At 51.0% G+C, this 19,945-nt stretch carries 15 protein-coding genes; 10 read left to right on the forward strand and 5 right to left on the reverse strand.

Translation table 11 applies throughout. From position 1 onward, the window contains the following. The first annotated feature begins 11 nt into the window (after nt 1-11). From pheT to btuD, 5 genes are all read left to right on the forward strand, one after another. Nucleotides 12-2,414 (forward strand): phenylalanine--tRNA ligase subunit beta, encoded by a 2,403-nt coding sequence (pheT, locus tag FCN78_RS06505; protein ID WP_077658627.1) that lies wholly within the window; start codon nt 12-14, stop codon nt 2,412-2,414. A gap of 405 nt (nt 2,415-2,819) precedes the next feature. After that, nucleotides 2,820-3,116 (forward strand): integration host factor subunit alpha, encoded by a 297-nt coding sequence (gene ihfA / locus FCN78_RS06510; RefSeq protein ID WP_069362384.1) that lies wholly within the window; start codon nt 2,820-2,822, stop codon nt 3,114-3,116. A gap of 170 nt (nt 3,117-3,286) precedes the next feature. After that, the gene (locus FCN78_RS06515) at nt 3,287-4,327 is read left to right on the forward strand and encodes a succinylglutamate desuccinylase (protein WP_077658628.1); all 1,041 of its coding nucleotides are present in this window, start codon (nt 3,287-3,289) and stop codon (nt 4,325-4,327) included. A gap of 62 nt (nt 4,328-4,389) precedes the next feature. Beyond that, nucleotides 4,390-5,373 carry a vitamin B12 ABC transporter permease BtuC gene (gene btuC / locus FCN78_RS06520; RefSeq protein ID WP_077459491.1) on the forward strand — a complete coding sequence of 328 codons (984 nt, stop codon included), beginning with the start codon at nt 4,390-4,392 and terminating at the stop codon, nt 5,371-5,373. Next, the gene (gene btuD, locus FCN78_RS06525; protein WP_106407157.1) at nt 5,370-6,143 is read left to right on the forward strand and encodes a vitamin B12 ABC transporter ATP-binding protein BtuD; all 774 of its coding nucleotides are present in this window, start codon (nt 5,370-5,372) and stop codon (nt 6,141-6,143) included. Before btuC ends, btuD begins: the two co-directional genes overlap by 4 nt. Before the next feature lie 16 nt (nt 6,144-6,159). Here btuD and FCN78_RS06530 read toward each other — a convergent pair whose 3' ends face one another. Next, nucleotides 6,160-6,624 carry a tellurite resistance TerB family protein gene (locus tag FCN78_RS06530; protein ID WP_069362387.1) on the reverse strand — a complete coding sequence of 155 codons (465 nt, stop codon included), beginning with the start codon at nt 6,622-6,624 and terminating at the stop codon, nt 6,160-6,162. Between the two features lie 329 nt (nt 6,625-6,953). Here FCN78_RS06530 and hrpA point away from each other — a divergent pair, with 329 nt between their 5' ends. The 3 genes from hrpA to FCN78_RS06545 all read left to right on the forward strand — a co-directional run bounded on the left by hrpA (nt 6,954) and on the right by FCN78_RS06545 (nt 12,637). After that, nucleotides 6,954-10,790 carry an ATP-dependent RNA helicase HrpA gene (hrpA, locus tag FCN78_RS06535; RefSeq protein ID WP_235607529.1) on the forward strand — a complete coding sequence of 1,279 codons (3,837 nt, stop codon included), beginning with the start codon at nt 6,954-6,956 and terminating at the stop codon, nt 10,788-10,790. A gap of 180 nt (nt 10,791-10,970) precedes the next feature. Beyond that, nucleotides 10,971-11,600: a murein L,D-transpeptidase catalytic domain family protein gene (locus FCN78_RS06540; RefSeq protein ID WP_077658630.1), complete on the forward strand. Its 630-nt coding sequence runs from the start codon at nt 10,971-10,973 to the stop codon at nt 11,598-11,600. A gap of 179 nt (nt 11,601-11,779) precedes the next feature. Then, on the forward strand, nt 11,780-12,637 hold the full coding sequence (locus tag FCN78_RS06545) for a DNA ligase (protein WP_077658631.1): 858 nt from the start codon (nt 11,780-11,782) through the stop codon (nt 12,635-12,637). A gap of 40 nt (nt 12,638-12,677) precedes the next feature. On the opposite strand, the gene dld is transcribed toward FCN78_RS06545, so the two are convergent. Together dld and FCN78_RS06555 are read right to left on the reverse strand one after the other, a co-directional pair. Then, nucleotides 12,678-14,468: a D-lactate dehydrogenase gene (gene dld / locus FCN78_RS06550; RefSeq protein WP_077658632.1), complete on the reverse strand. Its 1,791-nt coding sequence runs from the start codon at nt 14,466-14,468 to the stop codon at nt 12,678-12,680. A gap of 103 nt (nt 14,469-14,571) precedes the next feature. Beyond that, nucleotides 14,572-16,263 (reverse strand): L-lactate permease, encoded by a 1,692-nt coding sequence (locus FCN78_RS06555; RefSeq protein ID WP_077522094.1) that lies wholly within the window; start codon nt 16,261-16,263, stop codon nt 14,572-14,574. A 177-nt stretch (nt 16,264-16,440) separates the two neighbouring features. Between FCN78_RS06555 and FCN78_RS06560 the strand changes: the two genes are divergently transcribed. Next, nucleotides 16,441-17,343, forward strand: coding sequence for a LysR family transcriptional regulator (locus FCN78_RS06560; protein ID WP_069362393.1), 903 nt, complete (start codon nt 16,441-16,443; stop codon nt 17,341-17,343). 55 nt (nt 17,344-17,398) lie between these two features. On the opposite strand, the gene FCN78_RS06565 is transcribed toward FCN78_RS06560, so the two are convergent. Both FCN78_RS06565 and FCN78_RS06570 read right to left on the reverse strand, forming a co-directional pair. Further along, nucleotides 17,399-18,223 (reverse strand): HDOD domain-containing protein, encoded by an 825-nt coding sequence (locus FCN78_RS06565; RefSeq protein WP_069362394.1) that lies wholly within the window; start codon nt 18,221-18,223, stop codon nt 17,399-17,401. Between the two features lie 67 nt (nt 18,224-18,290). Continuing rightward, complete coding sequence (locus tag FCN78_RS06570; protein WP_077658774.1) at nt 18,291-19,010, reverse strand: DUF3581 family protein; 720 nt, start codon at nt 19,008-19,010, stop codon at nt 18,291-18,293. A gap of 188 nt (nt 19,011-19,198) precedes the next feature. Between FCN78_RS06570 and cobB the strand changes: the two genes are divergently transcribed. Next, nucleotides 19,199-19,915: a Sir2 family NAD+-dependent deacetylase gene (gene cobB / locus FCN78_RS06575; RefSeq protein WP_077522092.1), complete on the forward strand. Its 717-nt coding sequence runs from the start codon at nt 19,199-19,201 to the stop codon at nt 19,913-19,915. The last annotated feature ends 30 nt before the right edge of the window (nt 19,916-19,945 follow it).

Consider the following 19,945-nt stretch of genomic DNA (forward strand, 5'->3'; position numbering starts at 1 on the left):
GCAAGGTAATAATGAAATTCAGTGAATCTTGGTTGAGAGAGTGGGTAAATCCAGCAAACGACACCGACGCGCTGGCCCATCAGATCACCATGGCCGGCCTTGAAGTCGATGAAATTGCACCCGTTGCTGGCGACTTTAGCGGTGTCGTTGTGGGTGAAGTCGTTGAGTGTGGCCAACACCCAGATGCAGACAAACTGCGTGTGACCAAAATCAATGTCGGCGACGATGAATTGCTTGATATCGTTTGTGGGGCACCTAACTGTCGTCAAGGCTTGAAAGTCGCGGTCGCGATGGTGGGCGCCGTATTACCCGGTGACTTCAAAATCAAAAAAGCGAAGCTGCGTGGTCAACCGTCCTTCGGTATGCTGTGCTCATTTACCGAGCTGGGTATTGATGTGGAATCAGACGGCATTATCGAGCTGCCTGCCGACGCGCCAATTGGAACCGACATTCGTGAGTACCTCGCACTAAACGACGTCACCATCGATGTCGACTTAACCCCGAACCGTGCTGATTGCTTGAGCCTGCGTGGTTTGGCGCGTGAAGTCGGCGTATTGAACCGCGCCGATGTCACCGAGCCAACCATCACTCCGGTCGCTGCCAGCATTGAAGATAAGGTATCCGTGCGTATTGATGCGCCAAAAGCGTGCCCACGTTATTTAGGGCGTGTGGTAAAAAATGTGGATCTTAATGCCCAGACCCCGCTGTGGATGCAAGAGAAATTGCGCCGCAGTGGCATTCGCGCTATCGACCCTGTGGTGGATGTCACTAACTATGTGATGCTTGAGCAAGGTCAGCCGATGCATGCCTTTGATCTTAGCAAGCTTGAGGGTGGCATTGTGGTGCGTATGGCAGAAGAGGGTGAAACCCTCACACTGCTGGATGGCAACGAAGCAACCCTTAACGCTCAGACATTGGTGATCGCGGATGAGAAAAAAGCCTTGGCGATGGCCGGAATTTTTGGCGGGCAATACTCTGGCGTCACCACCGACACGCAAGATATCTTACTCGAATCGGCGTTTTTTGCCCCTGATGTGATCCGCGGCCGTGCACGTAGCTATGGGCTACATACAGATTCCTCTCACCGTTTTGAGCGTGGCGTCGACCCAGCTTTACAAGCAGCGGCGATGGAGCGGGCGACTGAACTGCTATTAGCGATTTGTGGTGGTGAAGCGGGAGAGATTGTTACCGCTGAGTCGGCAGAAACACTGCCAACTCGTGACACTGTCACCCTCCGTCGTGAGAAGTTAGATGGTCTATTGGGTCATTCTATCGATAACAGTGATGTACAAGCTATTTTGTCCCGTCTAGGGTGTGCGGTAACAGAAACGGAGAAGGGCTGGCAAGCAACGGCACCTAGCTGGCGTTTTGATATTGCCATTGAGCAGGATTTGATTGAGGAAGTCGGGCGTATTTATGGTTACGACAACATTCCAACCCGTGCGCCTACAGCGGCACTGGCTATGCGCGAATACAAAGAGGCAGCGATGCCACTGAAACGTGTCCGCGATTTATTGGTTGACCGTGGCTTCCACGAGGCGATTACCTACAGCTTTGTTGAACCTAAACAGCAAGCGCTGATTGTTCCCGATGTTGAGCCACTGATCCTGCCAAGCCCAATCTCTGCGGACATGTCAGCCATGCGGCTGAGCTTGCTTCCTGGGCTTTTAAACACGGTGGCCTATAACCAAAAACGTCAGCAGCCTCGTGTGCGCTTGTTTGAATTCGGCTTACGCTTTACCCCGGAAGGTGACACCGGTGGGACCGTTCGTCAATCGAGCATTCGCCAAGAGAGCATGCTTGCGGGTGTGATTGCAGGCCCTGGCAATGAAGAGCATTGGGATCTGGCAAGCGCAACCGTCGACTTTTTTGATTTGAAAGGCGACCTAGAAGCGGTACTGGAACTCACCGGTAAGTTGAAAGACTTCCGTTTCGTGTCAGCATCCCATCCTGCCATGCACCCAGGTCAAACTGCCGCGATCGAGTTTGACGGCAAAGTAGTGGGTCATATTGGTACCTTGCACCCTGAGCTTGAGCGTGAGTTTGGCTTAAATGGCCGAACGGTGGTGTTTGAGCTGGAGTGGCAAGCCATTGACGAACGCTTTATTCCCGAAGCGGCAGGGCTGTCGAAATTCCCTGCCAACCGCCGTGATATTGCGGTGATTGCCGATCAATCGCTTGCGTCGGGCGATGTGGTAGACGCGTGTTTGCAAAGCGGCAACCCATTGCTTAAGGACGCACAGCTTTTCGACCTTTACACTGGCAAAGGTGTGGAAGAGGGCAAGAAGAGCTTGGCAATCGCACTGACCTTGCAATCTGATGCGCGCACGCTTGAGGAAGCCGATATCAATGATGCCGTGTCTGGTGTTGTTAGCCATTTATCAGAGAAATTAGGCGTTACCTTGCGTGATTAAGCTAACGTCATCCCAAAAAGCAGCGGAAACGCTGCTTTTTTTATGCCTAAATGGCCTAACATCTATCCATTTGAAAAACTAAATAAATTCACTATATTTGATGAGTAAGTGTTCAAATATTGATAAAAAAGCCTAATATTAAGCAGCTTAGTAGTCTATGACCTATGCTGGTTAAGAAAACGCTTGTAACACCTTGGTTTAAAAGGTCAATTTTTTGGACATTGCTCGTGATTTTTTAATGTAAAAAAGTTGGCGCAAATCAGCCAGTTGGCATACACTTGTTTTGAGCTGGCCTGCAAATATCCCTAAAATACAAGGGCTAAAGACGTATGGGTCAAGTGTAGAATGGTGGTGTCGATACTGCGGTATTGCATATGTGTTCAACAATTCTTGAGGGAAAAACCTATGGCGCTCACTAAGGCCGATTTGGCTGAGAACCTGTTTGAAAATATCGGGATTAGCAAACGGGACGCCAAGGAGACAGTCGAGGTGTTTTTCGAAGAAGTTCGGAAAGCGCTCGAAAGTGGCGAACAGGTCAAGTTATCAGGGTTTGGTAACTTCGACTTGCGAGACAAGAATGAACGTCCCGGTCGAAATCCCAAAACAGGGGAAGATATTCCGATCACTGCGCGCCGCGTCGTGACATTTCGACCTGGCCAGAAACTCAAAGCGCGAGTTGAAAACGCAGACGTTGAACAATAACGCTGCGTGACCCCGACAGTGGTGACGATACCACACTAGAAAGCCGTGTGCCGATGCGCCACGGCTTTTTAATTTGTCTATACATGATCACATTGTGAGGGGAAAACACTGGGTTTATTGGTTATCTCGCTGTAACGTTTTGTTGTCTAGTTGTAATAAAAGGAAGCATTATGCTGACAGCACGCCCAGGTGCCTTTATTGATGCCGCACTCACCGCCCCCCATGCCTTTACGCCAGACTCATGGCGAGTGGGCTCGCTTACCTTCAATCACAGTGCCCCCGGTATTATTTCGATACAGCCCGATGTCGCCAAGGTTTCACGTTGCGTCGTATTGTCATCAGGTATTCATGGTGACGAAACCGCGCCCATCGAGCTTATTGACCGGCTACTCGCCGATATCTTGTCAGAGCAATTTATCCCCAATGTGCCGCTATTACTGATTATTGGTCATGCCGAAGCGATTAAAGCGCACACTCGCTTTATTGAAAATAACCTTAATCGTCTATTTGGTGGCTGGAATGAAGAAAAGAATGAAGAGCACTATCTTGCTAACCAATTGCAAACAGCCGTGAGCGACTTCTTTGCCGCCCAGCCAGACGATATGACTCGTTGGCACCTCGACTTACACAGTGCGATTCGTGAGTCCTATCATTATATGTTTGGTGTGATCCCCACCACGCCGACCGCGAGAGATGTACGTCCAATGGCCGCATTACTCAATGACGCCAAAATGGATGCCACTGTCCTTTCCCAATCGCCATCACCCACCTTTAGTTGGTATAGCGCCAACCACCACGGTGCGCTGGCTGCCACCTTAGAAATGGGCCGGGTCGCGCCATTGTTTGAAAATGATATGCGTGAGTACGAGCCGCTTGATCGCACCTTACGAGGCTTACTCAAAGCCGCCACATTACCGACTGAATTAGCGCCGATGCGCTTTTACCGTGTGACGCGAACCTTGACCAAGCACACCGATCAGTTCGCGCTCACTTTTCCCTCGTCGGCTAAAAACTTTACACCGTTCGAGCAGGGGGCATTATTGGCCACCGACCAGGGACAAGAAATCTATGCCGAGCATGAGGGAGAAGTGGTGATCTTTCCCAATGCCAATGTCCACGTTGGTCATCGGGCTGGGTTACTCGCCACCCCCTTTGAGCCCACTGTCAATCAACCGATCTATGTGCACGCACCACAAAAAGCCTCGGCGTAGCGCTTTTCAAGCGGGGAATCAGTCGGTAAAGTGCGTCGCAGTATTGGTTTAATGGATGACGCATGCGAGTGTCAGAACTTACCGCCCGCCAACAGAGCCGTTGGCGGCGCGCGTTACTTACTTTCTCGGCTTTGCTTTTGTTGGTGTGTGGGCTTGCACTGAGTGTGGGCGAAATATGGATCAATCCTTTTGCGCCCGGCTCAACATTAGAGCAGCAGTTACTCCTACAACTTCGCCTCCCTCGTGTGCTAGTCAGTGTGATGATAGGCGCCTCACTGGCGATGGCTGGGGCAAGTTTACAAGTGCTATTGGGTAACCCACTGGCGGAGCCAGGTGTCTTAGGCATTTCCGGCGGCGCAAGCATCGCCGTGGTCTTACTGTTGTTGCTCGCCCCGGCTTGGGCGTCGAGTGGCAGTATGGCCGTCGCTGCCATGTTGGGCGCGAGCTTGTTTACCTTCATATTAGTGATATTAGCCCGTCGCGCTCTAGCGACGGCTCGCATTTTATTGGTCGGTGTTGCGCTTAGCATTTTAGCGGGGGCAGGCGTCACCTTGGCGTTTTACTTCAGCACTGACTTTAATTTGCGCCAATTAATGGTTTGGTTAATGGGATCGCTGTCCGGCATGCGATTGGAGCATGTGGGTATACTGACAATGACCTTACCTTGTATTGCACTATTGTGGCGATACGGGCATAAGCTTGACCAGCTTATGCTCGGCGAGTCTCAGGCGCAGCAATTAGGGCTAGACACACATCAACTACGTTGGCAATTGATCGCCTTAATCAGCGTTTTAGTCGGGGTGTCTGTGGCTGTGGCGGGTGTTATTGGCTTTATTGGCCTCATTGTTCCGCACTACTTACGCCTTTGGCTCGGCAGCCGTAACCGTACCTTGTTACCCATGTCTGCGTTGGCAGGGGCGCTATTATTGGTCAGCGCCGATACCGTTGGCCGACTTATTCTTCCCTCAGCGGAACTGCCGGTGGGGGTAGTGACCAGTGTGCTTGGTGCGCCATTATTTATTTGGATGTTGGTGAGGGCGGGATGATCGTTGACGCTAAAGACTTAAGCTTAGCACCACGTCTGCTGCCGATATCTTTATCGGTTGAGGCCGGGCAAGTGGTACACCTTATCGGCCCCAACGGAAGTGGTAAAAGTACTTTACTGGAACTCTTGTCGGGCTTGGAAGTGCCGCAGTCGGGGAGTGTTTGGCTGCAAGGGCAACCGGTATCAGGACAAACCCGATACGATTTGGCGCAAGTGCGGGGATACCTGATGCAACAACAGCGCCCCGCGTTTGTCATGGTGGTATTTGAATACCTCAACCTGGTGCTCGATAGTGTGCAATTGGCAACCGGTGAGATTCGCGACAAGGCCGTCGCTGACGTGGTGTCTCGCTTGGCCATCAGCGACAAGCTCCACCGAAGAATAGACAGCTTATCGGGCGGTGAGTGGCAGCGGGTGCGTTTGGCGGGCGTTTTATTGCAAGTCTCAAAAGCGTTAAATCCACATGCGTGTTTACTGTTGCTAGATGAGCCGTCAACTGGGCTCGATGTCGCGCAACAGGCGGTGATTTATCAAGAAATAACCGCCTTGGCGCGAGAGCAGGAGATTGCGATTATCATGGCCAATCACGACTTAAACCGTACCCTTGAGCACGCGGATACGGTGGTGGTGCTTCAACAAGGGCGTATTGTTTCGCTTGGCCCACCGAAGGCAGTATTGACCGATCGGCTGCTTTCAGATGTTTTTGCCACGCCGCTAGAGCAAGTATCGACCGCCAATGGCCCGGTGATCATGCGCGCGTCCTCGTCATGAGTTTGCACATCTTAAACTAGCTTTCGTCGTCGTTTTCAATCACATTAAGCTTGGCGCGAATAAACTCGGCATGATCCACATAAAGTAGCTCGGCGGTTTTACGGATCACCGCTTCCTCGAGCGGATCAATGTTCTCGTCAGCATATGCCACCGACCACATCGCCTCGATTAGGGCTATCCGCGCTTGTGGGTCAAGATCGCGCAGTTTATCCGTATATTCATACAGCGAGGTCGCATGCTCACTGTGTTGCCTTGCATCGTCCAACAATTGCTCAGCTTGTGCGGTGTCCAGGGAAAGGAGCTGGCATATTCGATCACGTTTCGTGGCCTTCTCGCGCTCGTCGATATCGTGATCGGCCATCGCCACTTCACTTAATAGTCCCGCCATCGCTTGGTGGAGGGATAGCCCCGCTTGCTGACCCGATTGTCCTATATCAGCGTTCAGCGCCGACTCTAACTTATTCAGTAGTTGTTTAAGCATGGTCACTCTCCTCACTGCGGAGCGAAATTGTGATTGGTTTATTCAGACACTGTCGCGGTTTGGCCATTTGCTAGATAATACGTCGCAAATGCGCTCAGCGTTTACTTATTACCGGCATGGTATAGAGGGCGGGTCACTCAATGACACGCAGCCTCACCCATCCCGCTTTGATTCTTTTTACTTTGTGATAGGATGCGACACCAATCAACCTTATTTATCGGCTGTGACACTGATAAACGCCTTAAAAGATTAAGCAGTAAGCAGGAATCGCCTTGAGTTCACGTCATCACAACACGCCAGAGACACTGTTTGCAGCGCTAAACGATTGTATGCTGCAAGACCGTTTTCGTTTTAAAAAGCGCATCCACGGCGCGCAAAAAATCAAAAAAGACGACGCCAAACAGGCGGTGTACGATCAAATCGCCGCCGAGATGGCGCAGAGTATGCAGCGTTTGTTATCGCGACAAGCCAGTACGCCAACCGTTCGCTATCCAGAAGAACTGCCTGTTAGTCAGAAGAAAGATGACATTGCCGAGGCAATCGCGAACAACCAAGTGGTGATCATTGCGGGGGAAACGGGCTCAGGTAAAACCACTCAGCTGCCCAAAATCTGTATGGAGCTTGGGCTAGGCGTCGCCGGTACCATTGGTCACACTCAGCCACGTCGCTTGGCCGCGCGCTCGGTCGCCTCACGGATTGCTGAAGAACTCGACGTCGAGTTAGGCAGCAGCGTGGGCTATAAAGTGCGCTTCAACGACAAAGTCTCAGAGTCGACGCAAGTCAAACTGATGACGGACGGGATCTTGCTGGCCGAAATCCAGCACGATCGGTATCTGAATCAGTACGATTGCATCATTATCGATGAAGCCCACGAGCGCAGCCTAAATATCGACTTTATTCTCGGCTATTTGCGCGAGTTATTGCCCAAGCGTCCCGATCTCAAAGTCATCATTACCTCGGCAACCATCGATCCTGAGCGCTTTTCCAAGCACTTCAATAATGCGCCTATGATAGAGGTGTCTGGCCGAACGTATCCGGTGGAAGTGCGCTACCGTCCATTAGTGGAAGAGGACGATAGCGATCGTGACCAGCTGGAAGCGATCAGCGATGCGGTCGATGAACTGTGTCAGGAAGGGCCGGGTGATATCCTGATTTTTATGAACGGTGAGCGTGAAATTCGCGACACCGCTGAGCACCTTCAGCGCCGTCAACTGCGCGATACCGAGATTTTACCCTTGTACGCGCGACTGTCTGCTGGCGAGCAAAACCGTGTATTCCAATCTCACTCGGGACGCCGGATTGTACTGGCCACCAACGTCGCTGAGACCTCACTAACCGTACCGGGCATTAAGTATGTGATTGATCCCGGCACGGCGCGGATTTCTCGCTATAGCTACCGGACCAAGGTGCAGCGACTGCCGATTGAGCCGATTTCACAGGCCAGTGCTAATCAGCGTAAAGGACGCTGTGGCCGTGTGTCGGAAGGTATTTGTGTGCGTCTGTATAGCGAAGAGGACTTTTTAGGCCGTCCGGAATTTACCGATCCAGAAATTTTGCGGACGAATCTAGCCTCCGTTATCTTGCAAATGACGGCACTAGGGCTCGGTGATATTCAAGCCTTTCCGTTCGTTCAACCGCCTGACAGCCGTCATATTAAAGATGGTGTCCGCTTGCTTGAAGAGCTGGGCGCGATTAAGCCCGGCCAAGCCACCGACAAACGTAAACTGACCGCCATCGGTAAGACCTTGGCCAAACTGCCGATTGACCCGCGTTTGGCACGCATGGTGATTGAGGCACCTAAGCATGGTGCCTTACATGAGGTGATGGTGATTGCCGCGGCCTTGGCAATCCAAGACCCGCGTGAACGACCTGCCGATAAGCAGCAACAAGCGGATGAAAAACATCGTCGTTTTGCCGATAAAGAATCGGACTTTTTGGCCTATGTAAACCTTTGGGATTACGTCAAAGAGCAGCAAAAAGCGTTATCGAACAACCAGTTCCGTAAGCAGTGCAAAAAAGACTACCTCAATTACTTGCGCGTGCGAGAGTGGCAAGACGTCCACTATCAAATCACCCAGGTGATGAAAGAGCAGAAGGTACAATTTAACCAAGAGCCCGCCAGTTATCAGGCCATTCATATGGCACTGCTTGCCGGGCTATTGAGCCACATTGGCCTGAAAGACCAAGAAAAGAATGAATACCAAGGTGCTCGGAATGCACGGTTCCATATTTTCCCCGGCTCTGGGCTTTTCAAAAAGCAGCCTAAATGGGTGATGGTGGCCGAGCTGGTTGAAACCTCCAAACTTTGGGGGCGAATTGTCGCGCGTATCCAACCCGAATGGGTGGAGCCACTGGCGCAGCATTTGATTAAGTGCAGCTACAGTGAGCCACATTGGTCACGCAAGCAAGCGGCGGTGATGGCCAGTGAGAAGGTTACGCTATATGGGATCCCGATTGTGGCGAGCCGTAAAGTCAATTATGGCGCCATCGATCCGGTGCTCAGCCGTGAACTGTTTATTCGTTCGGCATTGGTTGAGGGGGATTGGCAAACCAAGCATGCCTTTTTCCACCAAAACCAAAAGCTGCTGGAGGAAGTGGAGGAGCTCGAGCTCAAATCTCGCCGGCGCGATATTTTGGCAGACGACGATACTTTGTTCGACTTTTACGATCAGCGCCTCGATCACAGCGTGGTCAGTGGGCGTCACTTCGATACCTGGTGGAAAAAGGCACGTCAAGACAATCCGGACCTGCTCAACTTTGAAAAAGCCATGCTATTGCAAGGCGACGCCAGCCATGTCACGGAGCTGGATTACCCCAACTTTTGGTATCAAGGCAACTTGAAACTCAAGTTGAGCTACCAATTCGAGCCTGGCCAAGACCACGATGGGGTGACGGTGCATATCCCACTGCCGATCCTCAATCAGGTATCAGAGGAAGGGTTTGATTGGCACGTGCCCGGGCTACGCCACGAGCTGATTGTCGCGCTGATTAAATCGCTGCCTAAACCGTTGCGACGTAACTTTGTACCCGCGCCGAACTATGCCGATGCGATCTTACAGCGGGTGACGCCGATGGAGGCGCCCTTGCTCGATAGCATGGAGAAAGCCTTAAAGCAGATGTCCGGTGTCACCATTGAGCGCGACAGTTGGAACTTTAGCCAGCTCCCCGAGCATTTGCGCATCCAGTTCCGCGTTGTGGATGATAAAAACCGCACCTTGGCTGAAAGCGAAGACTTAAACACACTCAAAGTCTCGCTAAAAGACAAAGTACAAGCGACCTTATCGGATGTCGCGGACGATGATATTGAGCAGCAAGGGATCACCCAATGGAGCTTTGGGGCATTGCCTCAGCGTTATCAGCAGAAAAAGCATGGCTTTGAAGTCAAAGCCTATCCGGCTTTGGTGGATGAAAAAGACAGTGTGGCGATTCGTCTGTTCGAAACCGAATACCAGCAACAAAAAGCCATGCAAGCGGGTCAACGTCGGCTGATCTTGCTCAATGTGCCATCGCCAATTAAATATCTACATGCGCATTTGCCCAACAAGTCGAAACTCGGTCTGTATTTTAATCCATATGGCCGTGTGTTGGATTTGATCGATGATTGCATCGCCTGTGGCGTGGATAAGCTCATTGCGCAACACGGCGGCTTAACCTGGGAGGCGCAAGCATTTGAGGCGCTTAAAGAGACGGTGCGTGCGGAGCTAGGCGATACCGTCGTGGATATCGCGCAACAGGTCGAACAAATATTGACGCACGCGTTCAATATCAACAAAAAGCTCAAAGGCAAAGTGGATCTCTCGATGGCGTTTGCGATGTCGGATATCAAAGCCCAACTAGAAGGGCTGATTTATAAGGGCTTTGCCACCGAATCAGGCTGGCAACGCTTACCCGATATTCTGCGCTATATGAAAGCGATCGAACGTCGATTGGAAAAGCTCCCCGTGGATCCTACCCGCGATCGCAACCACATGCTCAAAATTGAATCGGTGATGAATGATTATAAGGCGTTGCTGAACAAGGTGCCTAAGGGAAAGCCTGTGCCTGATGAAGTAAAAGCGATTCGTTGGATGATTGAAGAGCTGCGCGTGAGCTATTTCGCGCAACAACTCGGCACGCCTTACCCCGTCTCGGATAAGCGGATTAAAAACGCCATTGCGGCGATATAACCCGGCAAGCTTATGCCGCTGCGGATTAGATGAAGACGGGCAAAGTGTCGACGTGAAATAATTTATATAAATATCAATAAGTAATCAAAACCGTGTCATATGGCACGGTTTTTGTTTTTGTCAATACGAACGACAGACCGCTCGGTAGTTCGTGTTGCCGTGGCAAGAAAGGAGCAAAAAATGAAACAAGCAGGTGTGGCCCCTTGGTATCGGGTCGTTTTGTATGTATTGGCGATCAGCATGCCAACCTCGGTTTGGGCCAGTTTTAAAGATGAGGTCAGTGGGTTGTACCAATCTCTCAATCTCGCTGGGGAGGTGTCATACCAGGCCTTCGCAGATGCGTATCGCCACTTTGCCCATAACCGTAGCCGCAAACCTGTAATGACGCTAATTGACTATGGCAAGCCTTCGTCAGAAAAGCGATTTTGGGTGATCAATGTGAAAAAGCGTCAAGTGTTATTTCGTTCCTACGTGTCACACGGCAAAAACAGTGGCTCCCTTTACGCAAAGCGTTTTTCGAATCAGATTAATTCCTTGCAAACATCATTGGGGGTCTATCGTGCGGCGGAAACCTATCATGGTAAGCACGGCTACTCACTGCGTTTAGATGGCCTTTCCAAGGGATTAAACGATAATGCGCGCGCAAGGGCGATTGTGATCCACGGTGCCGATTATGCGCACCCTAAGGTGATTAAACAAAGCGGCCAATTAGGCCGAAGCTGGGGCTGCCCGGCGTTACCTAGCTATTTATCGGCCCGCGTGATTGATGCGATCAAAAACGGCACCTTTATCTATGCGTTTACCAGCTAAGCGTGAGGATACGAAGACGCCGTACTTGACGAGGTTTCACGAGTTATTTCACGGTGGATGATGTAACACCTGCGCATTGTTCACGGTGAACGCTAATTCTCTACCACGAAAAAATAAAGGCATGTTGATACGCCTTTTATCGCGCTAGCGTATGCTCCTTACCACTAAGGAGGAATGCCATGGCACGCCTAAATCCTTTTACTTTGTGCTTACTCTCCGCATTTACCCTGTTTCCCACCAGTGATGTTGATGCTGCACCGTCGGCACCAGCGCTGATGCATGGTATTGACGGACAGATTGCCGAACACGACTATCGTGGCTATTGGGTCAGTGAAAAACTGGATGGGATCCGCGCCTATTGGACCGGCACGCAACTCTTAACGCGACAAGGAAATCTCATTCACGCACCGGATAGATTGATTCAATCACTGCCAACCACGCCTTTAGATGGTGAGCTATGGGCCGGAAGAGGTGGGTTTCAAACCGTGTTGCGTACCGTGTTGGACGATAAACCGGATCCTGACGCGTGGCAGAACGTTGGTTTTTATGCGTTTGATTTACCGGATCAACCCGGCCCGTTTTCTGCTCGCTATGCAGCACTGAAAAAGATAGTCACAAACAGCGCATCGCCGTTCTTAGCCTTGGTAAAGCAAACGCCGGTGACTGATAATAATGAACTCGAGGCACAGCTTTCTGCTATTGATGAATCGGGCGGTGAAGGCTTGATGCTGCATCATCCTGATAGTGTGTATGTGGGGCAGCGCGTAGACAGCGTCGTTAAGTTGAAAACCTACCAAGAAAAAGAAGTGACTGTGGTAGGAGTGAATCCGGGAAAAGGGCGGTTACAAGGTTTGATGGGCTCTCTGGTAGTACGCCTTGCTGACGGCACCGAGTTTAGCGTGGGATCGGGCTTTAGTGATGTGCAACGGGCTGATCCACCACAGATTGGTAGTACTATCTTGGTGCGGCACAACGGTGTCACTCAAAAAGGCATCCCACGCTTTGCGCGTTTTATTCACGAGAAACCAACGCGTTAAAAAAGAACCCGCCAAACGGTTGGCGGGGTTGTGGGTCCATTTAGTGCTCGTGCGTGGCGGGTGACGTGTCCTGACTTGCGCGAGGGCGCAGTTGGTGGTCTAAGCACTGGCAATCAACACTGTATTTTTTCTTCCCGGTCTTTCCAATTCCGGGGTTAAAGCTGTTGGTCGGGTCTAACTGGTGATAGAAATTAGCCAAGTCCGGCTCCGCGGCATAAAGGTGTCCCACATTATGCTCTGCTGGGTATTTGGCGCCTCGCTCATTCAGCAACGCTAGCATTTTCGCCTTAATTGCCGAAACGTCCGCACCTTTTCTCACCACGTAGTCTTGGTGGAAGACGTGGCAGAAAAAGTGTCCGTAATAAAGCTTGGCGACCATTTCTTGCTCTATCTCGACGGGCAAATGTTCTTCCCACTCGGTCTCGTTGCGCTTCAGGGCAATATCTAACGCAAGAATGTCTTCCACATCGCGACTGTGCATCGTGTGGTAGCGAATCGCCGCACCGGCCGCGGCAAAGCGGTGAAGCATGGCTTTTTTCGCTTCATCCTCACTGCAGGCAAAGTAATCACTGTCTGCGTGTTCGGCAAAAAAACGGCTTAAAAACGCCGAAGCCTCCTCGATTCCCTCCTCTGAGGCTTTGAATATTAGGTGGTGCTCAAACCTATCGCGAAACGCGAGCATACGTTTGGGTAAGTGCTGCGGAAAAAGCTGACTGGCGTATTGCATCACTTTATCGGGTAATGCGTTAGGCAGTAACGGCACCTTATCCAGCCAAGCGGTGATTTTTGCTTTTAGTGCAAACATTTTCGGGATTGAATCCGTGCCCAGTCGACCAATCGCTAAAAACACATCTTTTCCGTAACGCTCAGCGATATCAAAGGCGTCACGGTGCATATATTCCGCCACTTCAGGCAAGTGTGAAAGCTCGGTAAGTACACGGCGACGCAATGTATTGAGCACATCTGGGTTGTTAGTGCCAATGTAAAAGACTTGCTCACGTTCAGGGATCGGGTAGGTATCAAGGCGCACGGCAAAGACAGCCAGTTTCCCTGCACAGCCGCTCACTTCATGTAAGCGGTGTTTGTCGGCGTTATAGCGCGCGGGGCTGTCAGCATCGACATCACGCAAGATTTGCTCGTAGTCATCCGCAGACGCCTTACGCGCGTCATAGGTGATATCAATGGCTGTGTAATCACCACGCTCCACGCGCGAAAGAATGGTTTCTGGGTCATCACCCAGGGCAATGCCTAAATGATTCACCAGCGTCAGTTCACCATCCTCATTTAACTGTGCAAATAATGAATATTCGGTATAAGCCGGGCCGCGTTTAACCAACGCGCCGCCGGAATTATTGGCCACACCACCAACAATCGATGCGCCAATGCACGACGAACCGATGACCGAATGCGGCGCGCGCTTAAGAGGCCTGAGCGTCTGCTCTAGCTGATGCAATGTTGTGCCGGGAAAACTCAGTACCTGCTTACCGTTATCGATAAGCTGTAATCCGTCTAAGCGTGTGGTGTTGATTATTACCACATCACGATCGTAGTCGCTGCCTTTGGGGGTTGAGCCTTCGGTTAAGCCCGTATTCGCGGCTTGCATGATCATTACCACATCCGCGTCGACACAGGCTTGGAGCACCCGCCATTGCATCACTAAAGAGGTGGGAAAAATAACGGCGAGCGCAGGACCACCTCCCGAGCGAAAGCCAGTCCGATAATGCTGGGTCTGGTTTGTCTCAGTGAGTAAGTTATTCTTGCCTACGATGTCGGTTAAGGTGGAAATAAATGCTTGTTGCTGTGATGACGACAAACGTGATGGGGTGTTCATAAGCGTTCCTTTCCTTTACGTTACGACAAAGGCTGGGGTCAGCCTAGCTGGCCCGCTTGTGGAGAGAAAGGCCGAGAGGTGGTTCGGCCAATAACATGTAAGATTACGCCCCGGAGAGGACATCGGCAAACTGCAACACATTGACCAAGACAATGCCGATGACAGCGGCGGCAATCAGGTAATAAAGCGTGGGTAAGACGGTTTTACGCAGGGTCACGCCCTCACGGCCGAGTAAGCCGACCGTCGCGGATGCGGCGACCACGTTATGGATAGCGATCATATTGCCGGCTGCCGCACCGACGGCTTGCAGGGCAATCACCACTACGGTCGATGCTCCTAAGGTTTGTGCCACTTCAAACTGAAACTGGCTAAACATCATATTGGACACTGTATTGGAGCCTGCAATAAAAGCGCCCAATGCGCCAATGGTAGCGCTCAACGCTGGGAAGCCATCTCCTACTAAATCGGCCGCAAAGCGTGCGGTCATGACCGGCATACTCACCAAATCGGCACCATTCACGCCTGAGTTAATAAAAATACGTACCATAGGGATGGTAAACACCAACACAAACCCGGCACCAATCAATGTTTTACTCGATTCACGCGCCGCGGTTAACAGCGGCGACAATTGACGCGCCTGAAGCAACACGGCTAACAAAGCCACGAACGCAAGGATGCCGCCTGGCAGATAAAGCGGCTGAATGGCAGCGTTGACCCCAGTTTCACCAAACAACGCGGAGAAACCAAGGCTGACATCGGTCAGTGCCGTTTTGACCGTCGGGCTGACGCGGCTGATCACCAAGAAAACCGCCAACAACACATAGGGCGTCCAGGCCATGGCCATGCTCATCGGTTTTTCTTGAACCTTGAGATCCATTTTCAGCGAGCCTAGCCAATGGCTCGGCCAGGTCGACTCATCATCAAAATCCCACTGATTTTTCGGGACTAAAAAGCCTTTACGTGCGGCAGTTGTGACCAACACGATCCCTGCCAGACCACCGAGTAATGAAGGGAATTCAGGTCCTAACAACCAGCCGGTGAGGGCATAAGGAACGGTGAAGGCTAACCCGGCGAAAATCGCAAACGGCGCCACCTCTAAGCCTTCTTTCCAGCTCTTATTTTTGCCGAAAAAGCGGGTCAACATCATTGCCATTAGCAAAGGCATCAGTGTGCCAATCACCGCGTGAATAAAGGATACTTGCGTGGTAATAGATTGCAGGTAGGTCGCCCAATCACTGCCATTAGCGGCGAGCGTTTGCCCAATCGCATGGCTGTCTAACCCTTTGTTGACGCCCACAATAATAGGCGTGCCGACCGCACCAAAGGAGACCGGCGTCGATTGGATCATCATACCGACGACAACTGCGGCGAGAGCAGGGAAGCCGATGGCGACCAACAACGGCGCGGCAATGGCGGCGGGCGTACCGAAACCTGATGCGCCCTCGATGAAAGATCCAAAGCACCATGCAATGATGATGGCCTGAATGCGTCTGTCATCGGAGATGGTGGTAAAGCCGTTACGTATTACAGTAATCGCGCCGGTGTGTTTTAAAGTGTTGAGCAAAAGGATGGCACCAAACACGATCCAAAGGACGGCTGCCGTAATGATCAAGCCTTGTGCGATGGAGGCCGACACACGTGCTGCACTCATCTGCCACTGGAAGAGTGCGATTAAGACTGTCATGATAAAGGCAACGGGCATCGCCTTTTTAGCTGGCCAATTTAAGCCGACCAGTAAGATCGCCGCGACCACGATGGGTGAAAACGCGATGAGGGCGTATAGGGTATCTGTCATAGGTGTTCCTTATTAGGTGTCTCTTCCGTTGAATCACGTTGAATAAACAAGTCACCGATGTGTTGTTATTTTGCTGACAGTTCGGTGACTCGATGTTAACTGTATGTGACATTACGCGTTTGCATTTTTCTGATATATGGAAATAATGAAAATAATTACTTCCATAATTGACATAATATGCCGAAAACAGATGATCTCGTCCTCTTTGCTCAAGTCGCCGAATGTGGCTCTTTTAGCAAGGTAGCGGAAATAAATTCGCTGACAAATTCCGTAGTTAGCAAGCGGATTAAAAAACTCGAAGAAGGCTTAGGTGTGCAGCTTTTGTATCGCACCACGCGCAAACTGACACTGACCGATGCCGGGCGTACCTTGTATCAAGGTGCAAAAAATGTGAAGCAGGCCGCTGATGAGGCCTTTGATGCGGTCGCAGGGCTCGGAGAGTCAATAACCGGCCAGATTAAAATTTCAGTGCCGACCATTTCTGGCGAGCTATTACTCGCTGAAGCGGTGGCAGCGTTTTGTGGGCAATATCCGGGCCTTAACATTGATATGTCGCTGGACAATCGCTTTGTTGATTTAATTGATGAAGGCTTTGATTTGGTTATCCGCACCGGTTACCTCGAGGACTCTAGCTTAATTGCACGCCATATTATCGACTCACAATGGGTAGTGTGTGCGGCACCCAGCTATATTGCGCGTCATGGCCGGCCGCAACATCCGATTGAGTTAAAACAACATAATTGCTTGCAATATGCCTACCAAACCACGGGGGCCAGTGACTGGGAATTTAAAGGCGAGCACAAAAACCAAGTCATTAAAGTGGCCGGTAATTTTTCGACCGACAACCCCATCGCCTTGCGACAAGGCGCGCTAAGTGGTCATGGCATCGCGTATGTACCGCGGTGTTTAGTCTATGACGACTTGATGCAGGGCGTATTGGTTGATCTTTTTCCTGACCAAGTAGGCAAAAAGCTCGGGATTTATGCGGTATATCCATTCACTCGCCAGCCGCCTAAAAAAGTGCGTTTGCTGATAGAGCACATCCGCAATAAATACCTTGCCATTCAGCATTGCTTTTAGGAAGCAGCGCGCCGTGGGCTCATAGATTGAGCCCATGCGATAGCTGTTAGAAGCGCTATTTAAGCATTTTGGCCATTTCACGCCCTGAGCCAATGACATCGTCGATATTCGCGACCACGGTTTTAGGCAAACCGAGAATGTTGTACTCGAGCTGCTGTTCGAGCCAATCGAGCTTGGAGTCGGTGGTAACAAACTCCCCCCAAGCGACGTCGATTTTATTGGCTAAGCGAAGTATGCCCGCCAATGGCGAAAACTGCTCATCGTGTACGGGAGAAAACTGATAACGAATCGCATCGCTTAGCCCTTGAGGGAAATTCCAAGTTTGTGCAAGCTCGCCACCTAACTCGGCGCTGGTGATCCCCAAAATAAGCTGCTGTGCCTCTTGCTTGGGCTTACCCGCTTCCATATGGAGATTAATGCGGTCTAACTTGTCGTAAGCGGTGGTCATGATCAGCAACTCACCGAGATTATGGAGCATCCCTGCAGTGAATGCCTCGTTACCGTCCATTCTTAATGCATGTGCCAGGGCTTTACTCAAGGTTGCAATTTCGAACGTGTGTTGCCAAAAGGCATCCATATCCACTTCGTCATCGACGTCAAAAGCACTCATCAGTGCGCTAGACACCACCAGGGTTCTGACAGGGCCCAAACCAAGCCGGATAACGGCCTCGTTGACAGAGCCCACGTTTCGGGCGCGACCAAAATAGGCTGAATTAGACAAGCGAAGCACACGCGCGGAGATGACCTGGTCGTAGGCGATTTTTTCGGCGATTTGATTAAGCTCAGCGTCATGGCTGTTGACCAACTCAATCAATTCTTGCACGACTTTGGGGATCTTGGGGAGACGATCGATAAGCTCGACTAAGCGACTGGATTCCATAACAACTTCCTTCAGCGTTGGCTCTGATTTAACTATAGATCAGAGCCAAAGGCTTTAGGGAAGAAAATTACTCTGTGGCGGGGGTGGCGCAGTAAGCCTGTTTTCTGGCATTAAATCGGTCTACCAGGTTTTGAATGGCCTCTTCGCAGTAGGGGCGCAAACCACTGGCCACCATGGTTTTGCATCCGTGTCCCACACGCTGCCCATCGACAATAAAATCAAAGGCAAGATCGACTTTTCCGCGTTTGCCGCTCACGTGCATCATCGAATCTGATAAAGCGACATCGGCAGAGTTGATTGAGAGATCATCAAACGCCAAGCTCATTTTCTCGTACATGACTAAAGGACGTTCCGTGTTGATCATCATTTGTTGCTCCCGCATCAGTGGCACCATGATATGCGGGAAGTTCTTACCGGAAAACTGCACGTAGTGCTCGGCGATCTCTGTTGCTAATGCTTTATCGTGACGTGTCTGACCATGGCGTGTCATGGTGAGATAAAGCTTTTGGTTATCATCGATGACGGTAACGCTATTGCCTGTATCGACAATTGATAAGGGCGTGTTGGCACTGATCATACCATTGAATTGAATCTCGATTTGCTCGCTGATCCCTGTTTTAGCCAATAAGATAGAAAGCAGCAAATCTCCAGGCACACAGAAGCGTGACGCGTCCGTGTCATGAATCGGGTTAAAGTCGCCGGCGATACGTTTAGCAAAGTCACTTGCTTGCTGGCGAGTAAAAATCAGTTTGCCATCTTGCTCGTTGTAATAATCTTCTAGTTTCATAATGGTTAACAGATGCGAGAAATAGGCAGACATTGTAACTCAAGCGACGCGCGGCATTGGTCTAGCCAGTCGTTGCATTGTCCTTTTGTGATTAGAGTCAACGACTAAGGTCTAAAGCCTTACTACTTCAATGGTAAGCATGAGCGTGTTATAAACTCAATAAACAGGTCACGGCATAGGAACGACGTATGGCATTCCCTTATCGACACATCGTAGTTTTGACAGGTGCGGGCATATCTGCAGAGTCAGGGATTAGAACCTTCCGAGATCAAGATGGCCTTTGGGAAGAGCATCATATTGAAGACGTTGCAACGCCTGAGGGCTTTGAGAGAAACCCGACCCTTGTTCAGCAGTTTTATAATGATCGTCGGCGCCAGTTACAAGGAGAAATCACCCCCAACCCGGCCCACGAGGCTCTGGCACGCCTAGAGCAGGAAACCGAGGCCACTGTGCTTGTTGTGACCCAAAACATTGATAATCTTCACGAGCGCGCGGGCACACACAATATCATTCATATGCACGGTGAGCTGTTAAAGGCGCGTTGTAGCCACTCGCAGCAAACCATCGATTGGACCGGCGATATTCAGGTGTCCGATCACTGCCATTGTTGCCAGATGCCCGCTCCGCTGAGACCACACGTGGTGTGGTTCGGAGAGATGCCCCTGGGAATGGGGAAAATTCATGATGCCCTTAATCAAGCGGATTTGTTTATTTCTATTGGCACCTCTGGGGCGGTGTATCCCGCGGCAGGGTTTGTGCACGAAGCGGCAATGCATGGTGCGCACACTATTGAAATAAACTTGGAGCCCAGCGCCGTGGAAAGTGAATTTAATGAGCGGCGTTACGGGAAGGCGAGCACACTCGTGCCTAAGCTGGTGGAGGAAATTCTGGCACTGGAGCAGTAACGCAAGAGGATACAGATAGAAAAGGGCTGC

The organism is Salinivibrio kushneri (assembly GCF_005280275.1).
In the GTDB taxonomy this organism is placed as follows: Bacteria; Pseudomonadota; Gammaproteobacteria; order Enterobacterales; family Vibrionaceae; genus Salinivibrio; species Salinivibrio kushneri.

Excerpts from the sequence above, each read along its gene's own strand:
- hrpA (WP_235607529.1), top strand. The coding sequence starts at position 6,954 with ATGCTGCAAGACCGTTTTCGTTTTAAAAAGCGCATCCACGGCGCGCAA.
- FCN78_RS06530 (WP_069362387.1), bottom strand. The coding sequence starts at position 6,624 with ATGCTTAAACAACTACTGAATAAGTTAGAGTCGGCGCTGAACGCTGAT.
- cobB (WP_077522092.1), top strand. The coding sequence starts at position 19,199 with ATGGCATTCCCTTATCGACACATCGTAGTTTTGACAGGTGCGGGCATA.
- FCN78_RS06560 (WP_069362393.1), top strand. The coding sequence starts at position 16,441 with ATGCCGAAAACAGATGATCTCGTCCTCTTTGCTCAAGTCGCCGAATGT.
- btuC (WP_077459491.1), top strand. The coding sequence starts at position 4,390 with ATGCGAGTGTCAGAACTTACCGCCCGCCAACAGAGCCGTTGGCGGCGC.
- FCN78_RS06570 (WP_077658774.1), bottom strand. The coding sequence starts at position 19,010 with ATGAAACTAGAAGATTATTACAACGAGCAAGATGGCAAACTGATTTTT.
- FCN78_RS06545 (WP_077658631.1), top strand. The coding sequence starts at position 11,780 with ATGGCACGCCTAAATCCTTTTACTTTGTGCTTACTCTCCGCATTTACC.
- FCN78_RS06540 (WP_077658630.1), top strand. The coding sequence starts at position 10,971 with ATGAAACAAGCAGGTGTGGCCCCTTGGTATCGGGTCGTTTTGTATGTA.
- FCN78_RS06515 (WP_077658628.1), top strand. The coding sequence starts at position 3,287 with ATGCTGACAGCACGCCCAGGTGCCTTTATTGATGCCGCACTCACCGCC.
- dld (WP_077658632.1), bottom strand. The coding sequence starts at position 14,468 with ATGAACACCCCATCACGTTTGTCGTCATCACAGCAACAAGCATTTATT.
- pheT (WP_077658627.1), top strand. The coding sequence starts at position 12 with ATGAAATTCAGTGAATCTTGGTTGAGAGAGTGGGTAAATCCAGCAAAC.
- FCN78_RS06555 (WP_077522094.1), bottom strand. The coding sequence starts at position 16,263 with ATGACAGATACCCTATACGCCCTCATCGCGTTTTCACCCATCGTGGTC.
- btuD (WP_106407157.1), top strand. The coding sequence starts at position 5,370 with ATGATCGTTGACGCTAAAGACTTAAGCTTAGCACCACGTCTGCTGCCG.
- FCN78_RS06565 (WP_069362394.1), bottom strand. The coding sequence starts at position 18,223 with ATGGAATCCAGTCGCTTAGTCGAGCTTATCGATCGTCTCCCCAAGATC.
- ihfA (WP_069362384.1), top strand. The coding sequence starts at position 2,820 with ATGGCGCTCACTAAGGCCGATTTGGCTGAGAACCTGTTTGAAAATATC.